Origin of the sequence: Methylomonas defluvii, from assembly GCF_033949435.1 — a bacterium.
Lineage (GTDB): Bacteria > Pseudomonadota > Gammaproteobacteria > Methylococcales > Methylomonadaceae > Methylomonas > Methylomonas defluvii.
This window is the reverse complement of the sequence record NZ_JAXARY010000012.1, coordinates 92,494-105,745: the sequence shown is the minus strand read 5'-3', so window position 1 is coordinate 105,745 and position 13,252 is coordinate 92,494. Positions and strand designations below refer to the sequence as shown.

The following is a 13,252-nucleotide window of genomic DNA, read 5'->3' as shown; positions in this document are numbered from 1 at the left end:
CACCCCATGAAAAAGACTAAGAAAAACAAAAATCTGTGGCTAAAAGAAGCTGAAATTGAGGTAGGTGATTTGTATTTCACCACCGCCCAGCAATACCGCGCAGTCCTGGCGATGAACGGCGATTTTTTGATTTACGCACCTAGTTCGGAAGACATGGAGCCCTTGCCGGCCGATAGCTCAATGCCGTTTGCCAACTCGCCCGCTAAAAAGTGCCAGATTGCCACGTTTGCGCAAAAGGAATATCTAGCATTCGATTGGCATGGAACGGTTGCCGTTAAACATCAACTCACGCCGTCTCAGATAGCCGAGGCCATCGGCCAATGTAACGCCAAAGCCCAAATCGCCGGGTTGATGGCTGAATAAGATGCGTTGGAAAAGATTTTTATTAAACCGGCCCTTAAATACCGTTCGCCTTTATGCCCTTGAGGGTACTGAGCTTGTCGAAGGACATGCCCGCCAAGGCTTCGATGAACTCAGCCTGAACGGAATACCAGTGATAAATAGGGTCGGGTTAATAGCAGTATGAAATCCTTCTTTTTCTGGTTCCCAAGCTGGAGTTTGGGAGCCACATCTTGGCAAAGCCGGCAGTAGTCACGTACTATTAGAAGAGCATTATGGCGGCGAAAGCTGGAAGGTACGGGCTAAGTATCTATTGGGCTAAAAATTAAAGTATAAGTTTGTTAAATCATTGTCAACGTCATCGCTATATCTATCAATACAGTAATCCCACGCTCGTATCTCGTCGCTATACTCTGTAAACATACTATCCATGCGATCTGATTTTAAATATCCAGACAATAAATTTTTTAAATTTTTTTGATGCTTCTGAGACGTGTTTTCTATCATTGCCTCTAAAGTTATTTTTGCGTTTTTAAAGTGTCCATACCTTTTATATGTATCTTCAATAATAGCGGAAATCTCATTTTCTTGTGCATACAAACATAATACTCCTCTCCACCAGTCGTATATGACTAGTTCCGATAGGTCTATATTTCGATTGTATTTCAGCTCTTCTGAAACCAAGTGTTCTTGAAATCTAAAGTGTCCAAAGGAATATGTCTTTGTTATAGGGTCTAGGGCAAGAATATTACAGGGAGATATTAATTCTTCTACGCAGTTTTCAAGAAGGTCTTGATTATAGTGTTCAGATAATGTAGGCACTAAAGCATTTATAATGTCTTTTTTAGCTAAGTTTCTAACGCCAGTTTTATGCATATAAAACGCTAATTTTACCGCACATTTTTTGAGTAAGTCAGCCTTTTGCTTCTGTCGCGCGATGTTCTTGTATAAATCATACTCTCCTGTTAATAGTCTTAACCGTTCAGAATATATTTCATTTTCACTTGATGGTGCATTGACACCTTTTTCAACAAGAGAGCATAAAATAGTGGCTAACAATGGCGTTTTGACGTGCTCATAAAGATTTCTAGCCTCTATTGCTTCTAGAAGACTCATGGCTTTGTTTTTATCGGAAAACCATCCTCCTATAAACTTGTTAAGCTGTTCTCTTGTGAATGGCAAAAGTGTGATACCTAGAAATTCGATTTCTTTTAGATAACTCACGCAATCTCTGCTTGAAATAATAAGCTGAGAAGTTGGATTTTTCTTTTTAAACTCCGATATGGCCGGAATTATTTTGGGAATAGTATTGTATATTTCATCAAGGCCATCTAGTATTAATGTTAAATCTCATGATAATATTCGCTTGGTATCTTCAACGTGTTCGTTAGATATTGATAAGCCTTTGCTTAACAGTATTAACTTAATTACAAGGTCTTTGTCAAATATTTTTTGACCTTGCGATGTGTTAATTATTTTTTTGAATTCATCTGAAATTCTATTGAGCGGAATGTATATTAGATTGTTGGGTTTGTGTTTTGCGGTTATATTAGAATAAACTTCCAATGTTGTAGTCTTTCCGACACCTGCGCCACCATATACAGCAATATCGTGCCTGGTAGAGAAAACATCATGTGGTGAAATAGATACCCTATCCTGAGTATCTTCTTCGTATTGAAAGTCAATAAGACTAGATAATAAGAACTCTGGTTCTTTTAATTTTGACATCAACGAAAGAGTTTTTTGCGTTTCAGTCAAAAATAATTTGAGTTTGGCAGCGGTCATTTTTTTTGCATTAATTAGTCTGACGCCCTCAAGGTAATTGAATTTATATTGATTAACTTTCTCTGTGAAAGCTGTTGTATCAATGGTTGCTTGGTAAAATGGTGGTTGAATGATCTTTTTGTTTATGGAGACTGTCTCTTGTTCTAGAGAAACTCTCTTATTTAAAACAGTTGCTATATTGTAAACGCCGCTATGAAAGGAAGTCTTGGAGTTTTTTGTTTTTATCTCAATCTTCGTCTTATTTGCCAAAGAGGCTTTTAAAGAGGCTAGTATGCCATCTCTGTCTGACTCTTCTTCATGCGAAATTTTTCTATTTAATGGATTCGCCTCACGCTTGAGCATTGCTTCTAGGGCTTTTATCTCTAGTTCAGCTTTGTTTGTTAAATCGTTAATCTGGTCGACAATATTTTTTTTCTTTAATATATTGGCGTTGTTTTCTTCTGATTCAAAACTTGATTTGTGCTTATTAAAATTAGCGTCTAATTCCGAGAAGCTCTCTGTTATTAATTTGATGTCATGGGTGTTTAATATTTCTATAGTTGCTTCCTTGAATGTTGTCCATTTTTCAATTGGTATGATTAAATTGCTTTCTTTGAATGTCGTTTTAAGATGTAATAGAAGATTGCTGTCAAAAGAGCCAACAAAAAAACTTAAATCGCTGTAAAAATTATCTATTTTTGTTTTGTTTGTACTTTTCAGTGCGTTTAATAGTTCTTTGTTGCCAGGCTCAAAATTATTAACCCGAAGTTTATCCTCTATATTAGTTAGCAAGCTCAAAATGTCGGGTTTAAATTCTTTTATATAAGATATTATTAGTGGGCCGTCAAGTGGGATTACCTTGATTTTTTCATTGAAAAGCTGGGAATCTATTTCTTCTTTTAGTCGTGATGATATTTTTTCTGGGCAAGCTAAAAATACTTCATTTGGATATATTTTTCGCCCTTCAAAATCTATCACTCCTGTTGTGCAGCATTGCCTCAATTGATGAATTAGCTGAGTTAATTTCGCGACTTCGGAACAGTTCTGAATGTCGCCTATTTTTTTTGATTGCACATATACCGTATACATTTCAGTTCTTGGAGGTATTCTTCGTTGTGCTATCAAGTCTCTGCCCCTTTCATATGGGCCACCATTAAAGTCTACTCTCTCATATCCCATAGCCTCAAACAGGGGCTTTAGAATATTTTTTGTAAACTCATCTTCTTTTAAAGAGACTAATGCTTTTATATATTTTTCTATAATAGTATCTTCCATTTATTTGCCAGAAAAAATAAATTTAGTTAAGTCTCATTGGTCCGTAGGGCGAATAAAATGAGTTTCATCCGGTATTAACGGACCTAACGGAATTTGATGTGGTTATGATAAATAACACTTCAGCTTTATAACAAACAGCGAAGCTATTATTCCCGCTCAGTCGAATCAGACAGATTGGCAACGCGCTTGCTGACCCGAAACAAACTCCACGCCAGCACGACCACCATCAAGGTGATGACCAGGCCCAGAAACCACGAGCTGTTCAGCAGTTTAGCGACATTGAAGTGTTGTTCGCCGATTGTGGCCTCGGTTTCCGGCCCCAATCCGGCTCGGTTGCTTGGGTAACCGCGGCGTAATAATTCCTGGATCGGTGCGGTGTCATAGTGCGGCGCCTCAGCTGCTTCGGCGCCGTATTTGATTTGGTAGCCCAGGCCGGTTTGCGGTAAGAACAGCAATTGGTAGCCGGGACCGGTGCCGGCGACGGTGTTGATATGCAGTTCCGGGTTGTCCTGGTCGCGAATCACGATGCGGTAGCGCGTTTGCCGTTGTTCCGGAAAACCGATAGCGGTTTGTTCGCGGTTGATGTCTTGATAATGCAGGGCTTCCAAGGTGCCGGTGCCGATGGTGCGCATTTGGGTTTCCAGCCCTTGCGTCAGCGGGATTTGTACTTCGGCCTGGCGGCTGAAGTTTGGGGTCATAATTTGCAGCTTCAAACCGTTCAGCGGTTGCCGTAGCGTGTCGACATCGATGACCGTGGCTTTTTGCTCGGCATCGAGTTTGATTTTAAAACCGGCCGGGTAATCAAATTGTTGATCGGTGTCGGCAACCGTTTCGCTGGCGTTGTGCCAGAGCTCGATACGCTCGACATGCAGCGGTTCCTTGATTTGTTGCGTGGTTTCCTGGCGTTGCACTTCCTCGCTGCCGCGCACGGTGCGGGTTAATTCCAACAGTTCGGCAACCCGGGTCTGGCTGGCTTTGGCGACGACGATTTTGAATTGGCGGAAGCTATTCGCGGGCAATTCGACGTCGCGGTTACCGACACTCATATAACGCGAATAATCGTAAATCTGCGCGCGCTCGACCAGCAGTTGCCAATTCTCGCCGTCGTTGGAACCGTGAATTTGCAAGGCGTATTCGAAGTCGCGCTGGTCGGTGATCAGGCTCAGGCCATCGGCGTTTGCGGCATTTTTGTCCAGTTGCACGGTCACGACGAAGCCTTCGTCCTCGTCGCCGAATTTTTGCAAATCGACGGTTTTACTGGTGCTGGCTACGCGCTTACTGACCGTTTTTTGGCTGGCGATTTTTTGCAGCAAATACGGGGTTTCCACGCCGTTTTGATCGACCAGGCGCAAGTCGCGAAAATCGGCGGCGGTGTTGGCATACACCGCACTGTCCAGCGGCACGGCCAGCAGGCTTTGTTGCCCGTTATCCTGGGCCAGCACCGGCCGGCTGAACCGGTAAGCCGGTGTTTCGTCGGCCCAAGCCTGGGTCAAAAACAGCCCGCATAACACTGCAAATTTGGCGATCATGATCATGTTTTGTTTTCGGTATTGCCGATAAAAGTTTGTTGATAACGCATGTAAAAAAACGCGCCGCCCAGCGCCAGCATGCCCAGCACGATAAAGGCGACGATCCGGTAAATTTGTTCCAGCCGGGCCAGGTCGATGAAAAACACCTTCCAAGCTACCAGGGCAAATAACGCTAGACCGACCAGGCGCAATACGGCAATTTGCCGCTTGATGCCGTTGAACACCAAGGTCAACGCAAATATCGACCACAAGATCGACACGCCACCGGAACGCAAACCCGGCACATAGTGATACAACAGCGAGTTAATTTCCAGACTTAAAAAGGTAAATAACAAGACCAGCGCCGCACCGCCTAGCCATTGGCGGATATTGCCGCTGTCGGTTTCGTGGTCGGCCAGGCGGCGTAAGGCAAACAGTAAAAAGGCTATGGTCGCGGCGAAATCCAGCAAGCGCATCAAGGCCAATTCAAACGAGTAGCCGCCGCCGTAACGCAAGGTCCAGACGCTGTCGCCGACGCTAATATGGCCCAGCGTCAAATCCCAGGAAGGCAGATCGAATAACAGCATCTTCAGGAATACGCCGATCAGGAATAGCCTTAATGCCTGTAGCAGCCAATCGCCCGCACCGGCTACGTAACGGCTCAACAATAGCCAGCACATGGCTAGCCATACCAGGGTCAGCACCGGCAATTGCAAGGGCGGATACAGATAGGCAAAGCTGCGGAATAATTCCAGTTGCAGCACCACAAACAACAGCCCGCCGCCGACCAATAAAATGATTTGCAACAGCAGATTGTCTTTTAGCCATAGCGGCACATCGTTGCCGGCATCGCAAGCCAGTGGCGAGGCGGGCGCCGGTTTTTCGATCAGGGTATACGCCAAGGCCAAAGACAAGATGGGGATACCGAAACTGATGACCCGTTCCAGCAAACCCAGCAAGAAGGCGCCGAATGATTGCTGGCTATCCATTTGCATGCCGTATTGGCCGGGCAAGTCGATGAAACAAAAACGCACCAGCACCAGTGCGTAAAGCAGATACGCCACTTGTTGTAAAAACGCGCTACGCAACTTGCCGGCCATCCACAACATCACCAAGGCTTGCAGCGACCAACTGACAGTGATCCATTGATTGGACAGCAGCAAGGGCAGGGTGATGGTCACGAAGAATGCCGCCAGGCCGATGAAGCTGATCAGCAGTTCTTTGTCGACGACCTTCCTGGCCAGGCAGTAATAAACATGTGCTACATAGAATGCCGCCAGGGCCACGGTCAGCAGCGCGGTCCAGATCTGGCCGTAGGCTTCGTCTATCAGATGGTAGGCCGTGCCGAAAAAGATTGCGGCATTGACGATCATGCCAATTAAATCCAGCAAAGTGGATTTGGTTTGGTTGACCAAGCAGAACAAAAATACAGTCGTCGAATACAGCACAAAAAAGCCGGTCAAGAACGGTAAAACTTGCCAGAAATAGCCGACCTGATAATTCTGCATCGAGCCGAAGAACAGCAGGTAATTAAAGAAAAAGCTCAGGAAATTTAACAAGTGCCAATGCTTGTACCAGTTGATCGCCAAAATGCCGGTGCCGAGCATCAGCATGTAACTAAACAAGCCGGGGAAGTTGACCTGACCGGTGGAGAGCATGATCGGCGTGCAATAGCCGCCGATGATGGCAAAGATGGCGACCAATATCGAATCCAGCTTGATCGCCAAAAACGCCGCGCAAGCGGTGACTAAAATCATCAACGCAAACGTCGGGTAAACGTCCAGCAGATGGTAAAAACTGTGCGCGGCAAATACGCTGAAATACAACACTGCAATGCCGCCGCCCAGCAAACCCTGGCTGAACAGATGGTAGGTACCGCCGACCAAGCGCACGCCGCCGACAATCATGCCGACGCCGGCCAGTACCGATAAGGCTACCCGCGCTTGTTCGCCCAGCAGGCCGTTGTCGATGGAATATTTCAGGAAAAAGCCGATGCCGGTGACTAAAATCAACACGCCGATGCGCAGCAACCAGTTGCTGGCTACCGCGTATTCCATCGCCACGCCTTCCGGGCGGTGGCCTTCACCGACGATGATCCAGTTCCAGATTTCTTTAAGGATTTTCTGCGCCGCCAATTCGAAACGGCTGGGTTCGGCGGGTTGCCAGGTGTTTTGACTCCAGGGATTTTCCTGGGTTGGCTCTGCAATCGGTTCCGGCGTCGTTGGGGGGGGCGGTGGCACCGGTTCGGTAGGGAGTTGGCTGTCGGTAATGTCGAATATCACCTGTGCCATTGCCGGCGTTTGCGCCTCAAATAAGGCGGGTTGCGGCGGCGTTTCGCTGGTGGGCATTTCTCGCGCTTTTGCCAGCTCGCGCAGCAGTTTGCGGTCTTCGCGCAGCGCGGCTTCTATCTTACGCAAGGTCTGATTAAGGTCATCCTGGTTACGTTTTTGGCGGCCCATTAGAACGGTCAACATCGCGATGATGACGATGGGCACCAAAACCAGGACAAAAGCGATAAAACCGAAGAAATCGTCCACGGCAACTCTCCAAGGCTGGGCAAACGGCGGGTTATTGGGGTTATCAAGCAAGCTTTTCAGGTTACGGCCGGGTCTTCTGCGTGACGCGGGCAAGGCGCTGGGTTAAGCGTCAAGTGGCAAAAGTAGTCGTATTCGTGAGCGGCATCACTATTCAGAATAACCGCTTGTCGGGCGGATTGCTATATCCAGCGCGTGTGGTAGGGATTTGTTCTATGCTTGATGCATGGATTACAAGGGTCAGCTTAAGATTACATATAGATTTTCCAGAAGCTGCCGACAACCCAAGGTGTATCACCACACACTCCAATACATTGGCTGATCTCATGAACAAGAACTCCACAATCCAATCCAAAATATTGCTAAGTATCGCCAGTGTTTTTTTGTTGCTGATGTTTGTCAGCACACTGTTCATGGCGGAAAGGCAAAAAGACATGATACAAACGCTGGCGACCGATAAAGCTCGGGATATTGCCAACAGCTATTTCGACGGCGTGAATACGCTAATGCTGACCGGCGCGATGGCGCAGGGTGAAGTATTGCGCGAAAAAGCCCTGTCGCATGGCAATGTCACGGAAGTGCGCTTAATTCGCGGCAAGCAGATTACTGATTTTTACGGTCCAGGCAAAACCGAGCAAAGACCCCTTGATAATCTGGACGATCGCGCGCTGACGGGTGAAAGCATCATTCAACCGGGTAATGACAAAAACGGACGTCTGATCACCGTGTTGGAGCCGATCAAGGCTAGCGCCAATTTTCGCGGCACCAACTGTCTGACTTGTCATACGGTGAGCGAGGGGACGGTGTTGGGGGCGGTGCGGGTGAGTTTTTCGTTGGCGAATCTCGATGCGCAGATCAATCGCGATTTGGTGATTGCTTCGGCCATTTCCTTGGTGATGTTCGCCGGCGGCCTGTTGCTGGTCAACATGTTGATGCGCAAAATTGTAGTCAATCCACTAGTGACCATGCGCGACACGGTTAACGCTATCGCCGGACAGTCGGATTTACGCCAAAGGTTGCAAATCGATTCCAGCGACGAAATCGGCCAGGTCAGCGAGTCGTTTAATACCATGTTGGCAAATTTTGCCGGTAGCTTGGGGCAAGTGTCTTCGGTCAGCCAGCAATTGGCGTCCGCAACCAACCAAATATCCGGTGTGGCCCGGCAAACCTCGCAAGCGGCCACGCAACAACGTAGCGAGACCGAGACGGTGATTCAAGCGATACACGAACTGGAAAATTCTGTGCAGGATGTGCGCGGCGGGGCGACCGGCGCGGCGCAAGCCTCCGTGGAAGCGGACCAGCAAGCCGCGCAAGGCGCGGCGACCACTAAAAATGCCATCAACGGCATCAACGAGCTGGTGAATGAAATCGACCGCGCTGCCGAAGTGATTAAACGCCTGGATCAAAAAAGTAACGGTGTCGGCGCGGTGTTGGATGTGATCAAAGGCTTGGCCGAGCAAACCAATTTGTTGGCCTTGAATGCCGCCATCGAAGCCGCCAGGGCCGGCGAGCAGGGGCGCGGGTTTGCGGTGGTGGCCGATGAAGTCCGCACCTTGGCTACACGTTCGCATAAGGCCACCGAAGAAATTCAAAGCATCATCGATCAATTGCAACGCGAAGCCAAAGACGCGGTCACGGTGATGAACAATGCCAAAAACAGCGCTGAGCAGCGCCGTGAACAAGTGCAAAGCGCCGACCAGGGTCTAAGCGCGATTGCCGAGCGGGTGACGCAGATCCGCGAATTGAACTCGCGGATGTCGCAAGCGGCCGATAATCAAAGCCGCGTTGCGCAGCACGTGGGGCAAAGTATTGCCAATATCGGCCAACTGACCGAACGCACCGCGCAGGATGCCGCGCAAACCAATGCCGCTAGTAACGAATTGGTGAAATTGGCCGCGCAATTGAATGAGTTGGTGAGTCAGTTTAAGCGATAGTCTTGTTCAGCTGCGATTGACACCGGTATCAGCGTGCTTATATAGTCCGACCTATGAGTAATCCTATCAATACAAAAAACAGACATCTATGGCTGTGGGCATCGCCTACCGCCGTGGTGTTTGCGTTTTTCTAAACAATCAAGCAACCGCGGGTCTTGCCGCAGTTGCTTCGACACTCGCCTAAGGCCCGCATCACTCAGGAGGCCCAATGGCAACAACTAAATCCACCGCAGCATTCAACCGCGACCGTTTATTCGGCTTTGCCCTGGCCACCCTGGCGGCTATCGGTTTTTCCGGCAAAGCCATTTTGGTCAAACTGGCGTATTACCAGCCGGTGGATGCGGTGACGCTATTGGCCTTACGCATGCTGTTTTCCTCGCCGTTTTTTTTGATTGTCGCCTGGCGGCATGCCGGCCAAAAGGATCTGAGGCCATTAAACCGGCGAGATTATCTGGCTCTCTTGATATTGGGCTTTTTGGGTTATTACCTGTCCAGTTTGTTTGATTTTATCGGCTTGCAATATATCTCCGCCGGGCTGGAACGCTTGATTCTGTTCCTGTATCCGACCATGGTCGTCGTGCTGTCGGCTTTGCTGTTGGGCAAACCGTTTGGCCGCAAGGAAGTCGTGGCGCTGGTGCTCAGTTACGCCGGCATCGGCGTGGTGTTTTTCGACGAAATCAATATTCAGTCTGAACATCTTTTGCTGGGAGCCGGCTTCGTGTTTGCCAGCACCTTGACTTACTCGGCTTATCTGATCGGCACCGGCGAAACGGTGGCCCGCATCGGTGCTTCACGCTTTACCGCTTACGCGATGCTGGTGGCTTGCGCGGCAACGCTGCTGCAATTTTTACTCACCCATCCGCCGCAGGCTTTGCTGCTGCCGATGCGGGTATATCAATTGAGCTTGCTGATGGCGATATTCTCGACGGTGCTGCCGGTGTTCATGCTGTCGGCAGCGATCAAGATGATAGGTTCCAGCCACACCTCGTTGATCGGCTCGCTGGGGCCGGTGGCAACCTTGTTTATGGCCAGTTATGTGTTGGGCGAAGAATTGACGCCCGCGCAGATAGGCGGGGCGGCGTTGGTGATGGTGGGAGTATTGAGTTTGTCGTGGAAGTGAGGGACCGTTAATCGGACGCCAAGCCGCCCGATACCAACATCTCCCGCGCATGCGCCAAGGTGTTTTCGGTAATCGTTACGCCGCCCAGCATGCGCGCGACTTCATGCACGCGCTCGTCGTCGCTCAAACGGCGAACCGTGGACGATGTCACCGCCGCTTTTTGATTCTTGGCGACGAATAAATGCTGATGTGCTTGCGAGGCAACTTGCGGCAAGTGGGTGACGCATAAGACCTGCCGGTTCTTGCTCAAACGCCGGAGCTTTTGGCCGACGATCTCAGCGATGCCGCCACCGATACCGGAATCGACTTCATCGAAAATCATGGTCGGCGTGGTTTTATCGGTGCTAGTGGTGACCTGGATCGCCAAACTAATCCGCGATAACTCGCCGCCGGATGCCACTTTTGCCAACGGCTTGGCCGGCAGACCGGGGTTGGTGCTCACTAAAAACTCAATGCTGTCCACTCCGTTGCGTTGCGGTTCGGCATCCTCCGGCGTGCGCAGGTTAACGATAAACTCGCCGTGCGGCATGCCCAGTTCCTTGATGGCGTCGGAAATACGTTGCTGCAACTCCGTGCCGGATTGGCGGCGACTGGCGGATAGCTCGCCGGCCAATTTGCGGTACTGGCTTAACAGTCGCTCGCAATCGGCATTCAAGCTTTCAATGCGCTCGCTGCTGTGGCTGAGGTTATCCAGTTCTGTCGCAAAGCGCGCGGCCAATTCCGGCAATTCTTCCGGCTGGATTTTATGCTTGCGGCTCAGCGATTGAATCACGCCGATCTGGTTTTCCAGCCAAGTCAGTTGTTGCGGATCGGCTTCCTGATTTTCCAGGAAGCGGCGCAATTGCTGGGTGGCTTCGCCGATCTGGATTTCGGCGTCGCTCAATAACTCGGCAACACTGTTCAACTCGCCGGCATATTGCGCCAGTTCGTTGATGGCATGAATCACGTGGCCCAGCATGTCGGCCACCGATTGTTGATCGTTGTCGTACAAAATATCCAGTTGCTGTTGGCCGACGCCGAGGATTTTGCCGAGGTTGGCCAACTTGTGATGTTCGTCGGCCAGCGCTTGGTAATCGAAGTTTTCCAAATCCAGTTGCTGCAATTCTTCCAGTTGATAACGTAGCAATTCCTCGCGCTCGGCTTGGTCGCTGCCGGCTTTTAACAATTGCTGCAGTTGCTTATGTGCTTGCTTCCAGCTTTGGTAACAGGAATTCAGATCGTCCAGCAAGGTTTGGTTGCCGGCAAAACCGTCCAGCAGCCGGCGCTGTTCTTCGCTGTCCAGCAAGGTCAAATGGGCGTGTTGGCCGTGGATTTCCACCAATTGCCGACTCAAGCCTTGCAGGGTTTGCAGGTTCACCGGGCGGTTGTTGATATAAGCCTTGGAACGGCCGTCGTCGCTGATGGTGCGGCGAATCATGCACTGGCCGTCGTCGTCCAGTTCGTTATCGATCAGCCATTGCTTGACCAGCGGCGCCTTGCCTAAATCGAATTCGATATTCACTTCGGCACGCTTACTGCCCGGCCGCACGTAGCCGGAATCGGCGCGGTCGCCCAAAGCTAATCCTAAAGCAGTCAGTAGAATCGATTTGCCGGCGCCGGTTTCGCCGGTCAGCACCGACATGCCGGGATCCAGATCAAGGTCCAGCGCGTCGACGACGGCTAGGTCGATAATATTCAGGTTTAACAGCATAGCCTTAGGCGGGGTAGCCGCTCCAGTTGAGTTTGCTTCTTAGGGTATGGAAAAAATCGTGATCCGCGGGATGCAAAATTTTAATCGGTTTGGCGGCTTTTTTGATGACGATTTTGTCGTTGATCCGCACGTCCGGAATCTCCATGTGGTCGCAAGTTACTAGGGCATTGATCTGTTTGGTCTGGCTGAAACGGATGTCGATGACCACGTTGTCGTCGATGACGATGGGACGATTGGACAGGGTATGCGGGTTCAACGGCACCAATACCAGCGCATTCAAAGCCGGATGCAGAATAGGTCCACCGGCCGATAGCGAATAAGCGGTAGAGCCGGTCGGCGTGGCGACGATCAGGCCGTCCGAGCGCTGGGTATTCAAATAAACACCGTCAATGCTGGTGACGATTTCTATCATGCTCGGCGTTACCCAGCGATGCACTACCACCTCATTGACGGCCGTTTGCTGGTGGATGATTTCGTGATCGCGGATGATATGGGTGCTGAGCATCTGGCGCTGCTCTGTCTTGAACTCTCCCGCCAAAATCTTATCCAGGCGGCTGGACAACTGCTCCGGCGAAATATCCACTAAAAAACCCAGCCTACCCAGATTAACGCCCAGCAGTGGCGTTTCAAAATCAGCGGCGGCGCGGGCTGCGGCCAGAAATGTGCCGTCGCCGCCCACGGCGATAATCAAGTCGCACAATTCCGGCAGGCGCTCGATATGCACGCCATTTATATTTTCACCGGCTATTAACTCCGCGCTTTGGCTGTCTACGACAATGTCGTGACCACGGGTTTTTAGGTAACGGAAAAGTTCGTTCAGCGTCACGGCAATACCGGGATCGCCGCATTTGCCGATGATACCGATACGCTGGAAGGGGCTTGGCATGGTTGGGGTGGTTAATTTTGAGTAAGTTCGATTATAGGGGATTGTGTTTTTATTCGGTAGCTTTGATGTTGCTTGTGTCGCTGTCGTGACGGCTGGTTTTGAAGTCGGTTCGCGGACCGACAACCGCGACACTTTCTTTTGTTTGGTCAAAAGAAAGTGTCCAAAGAAAAGGCCACCCGGATGCCGCTTTGATCCTGCGCGC

At 49.6% G+C, this 13,252-nt stretch carries 9 protein-coding genes; 3 read left to right on the top strand and 6 right to left on the bottom strand.

Going from position 1 to position 13,252, the window contains the following annotated elements; all coding sequences use genetic code 11:
* The first annotated feature begins 6 nt into the window (after positions 1–6).
* The gene (locus QLH52_RS14035) at positions 7–363 is read left to right on the top strand and encodes a hypothetical protein (protein WP_319961977.1); all 357 of its coding nucleotides are present in this window, start codon (positions 7–9) and stop codon (positions 361–363) included.
* 294 nt (positions 364–657) lie between these two features.
* On the opposite strand, the gene QLH52_RS14030 is transcribed toward QLH52_RS14035, so the two are convergent.
* From QLH52_RS14030 to QLH52_RS14015, 4 genes are all read right to left on the bottom strand, one after another.
* Positions 658–1,563: an NACHT domain-containing protein gene (locus QLH52_RS14030; RefSeq protein WP_319961976.1), complete on the bottom strand. Its 906-nt coding sequence runs from the start codon at positions 1,561–1,563 to the stop codon at positions 658–660.
* A 126-nt stretch (positions 1,564–1,689) separates the two neighbouring features.
* On the bottom strand, positions 1,690–3,378 hold the full coding sequence (locus QLH52_RS14025) for a hypothetical protein (RefSeq protein ID WP_319961975.1): 1,689 nt from the start codon (positions 3,376–3,378) through the stop codon (positions 1,690–1,692).
* A 146-nt stretch (positions 3,379–3,524) separates the two neighbouring features.
* The gene (locus tag QLH52_RS14020; RefSeq protein WP_319961973.1) at positions 3,525–4,913 is read right to left on the bottom strand and encodes a hypothetical protein; all 1,389 of its coding nucleotides are present in this window, start codon (positions 4,911–4,913) and stop codon (positions 3,525–3,527) included.
* Positions 4,910–7,423 (bottom strand): DUF2339 domain-containing protein, encoded by a 2,514-nt coding sequence (locus tag QLH52_RS14015; protein WP_319961972.1) that lies wholly within the window; start codon positions 7,421–7,423, stop codon positions 4,910–4,912. The genes QLH52_RS14020 and QLH52_RS14015 overlap by 4 nt, the downstream gene beginning before the upstream one ends.
* A 323-nt stretch (positions 7,424–7,746) precedes the next feature.
* On the opposite strand from QLH52_RS14015, the gene QLH52_RS14010 reads away from it, so the two are divergent.
* Positions 7,747–9,354, top strand: coding sequence for a methyl-accepting chemotaxis protein (locus QLH52_RS14010; RefSeq protein ID WP_319961971.1), 1,608 nt, complete (start codon positions 7,747–7,749; stop codon positions 9,352–9,354).
* Between the two features lie 208 nt (positions 9,355–9,562).
* Positions 9,563–10,474 carry a DMT family transporter gene (locus QLH52_RS14005; protein WP_319961970.1) on the top strand — a complete coding sequence of 304 codons (912 nt, stop codon included), beginning with the start codon at positions 9,563–9,565 and terminating at the stop codon, positions 10,472–10,474.
* 7 nt (positions 10,475–10,481) lie between these two features.
* On the opposite strand, the gene recN is transcribed toward QLH52_RS14005, so the two are convergent.
* The gene (gene recN / locus QLH52_RS14000) at positions 10,482–12,164 is read right to left on the bottom strand and encodes a DNA repair protein RecN (RefSeq protein WP_319961969.1); all 1,683 of its coding nucleotides are present in this window, start codon (positions 12,162–12,164) and stop codon (positions 10,482–10,484) included.
* 4 nt (positions 12,165–12,168) lie between these two features.
* A complete protein-coding gene (locus QLH52_RS13995) occupies positions 12,169–13,050 on the bottom strand; it encodes an NAD(+) kinase (RefSeq protein WP_319961968.1) in 882 nt (293 codons plus the stop codon).
* Between the last annotated feature and the right edge of the window lie 202 nt (positions 13,051–13,252).

Coding starts and splice junctions, on each gene's coding strand:
- QLH52_RS14035 (WP_319961977.1), top strand. CDS start 7: ATGAAAAAGACTAAGAAAAACAAAAATCTGTGGCTAAAAGAAGCTGAA.
- QLH52_RS14025 (WP_319961975.1), bottom strand. CDS start 3,378: ATGGAAGATACTATTATAGAAAAATATATAAAAGCATTAGTCTCTTTA.
- QLH52_RS14020 (WP_319961973.1), bottom strand. CDS start 4,913: ATGATCATGATCGCCAAATTTGCAGTGTTATGCGGGCTGTTTTTGACC.
- QLH52_RS14010 (WP_319961971.1), top strand. CDS start 7,747: ATGAACAAGAACTCCACAATCCAATCCAAAATATTGCTAAGTATCGCC.
- QLH52_RS14005 (WP_319961970.1), top strand. CDS start 9,563: ATGGCAACAACTAAATCCACCGCAGCATTCAACCGCGACCGTTTATTC.
- recN (WP_319961969.1), bottom strand. CDS start 12,164: ATGCTGTTAAACCTGAATATTATCGACCTAGCCGTCGTCGACGCGCTG.
- QLH52_RS13995 (WP_319961968.1), bottom strand. CDS start 13,050: ATGCCAAGCCCCTTCCAGCGTATCGGTATCATCGGCAAATGCGGCGAT.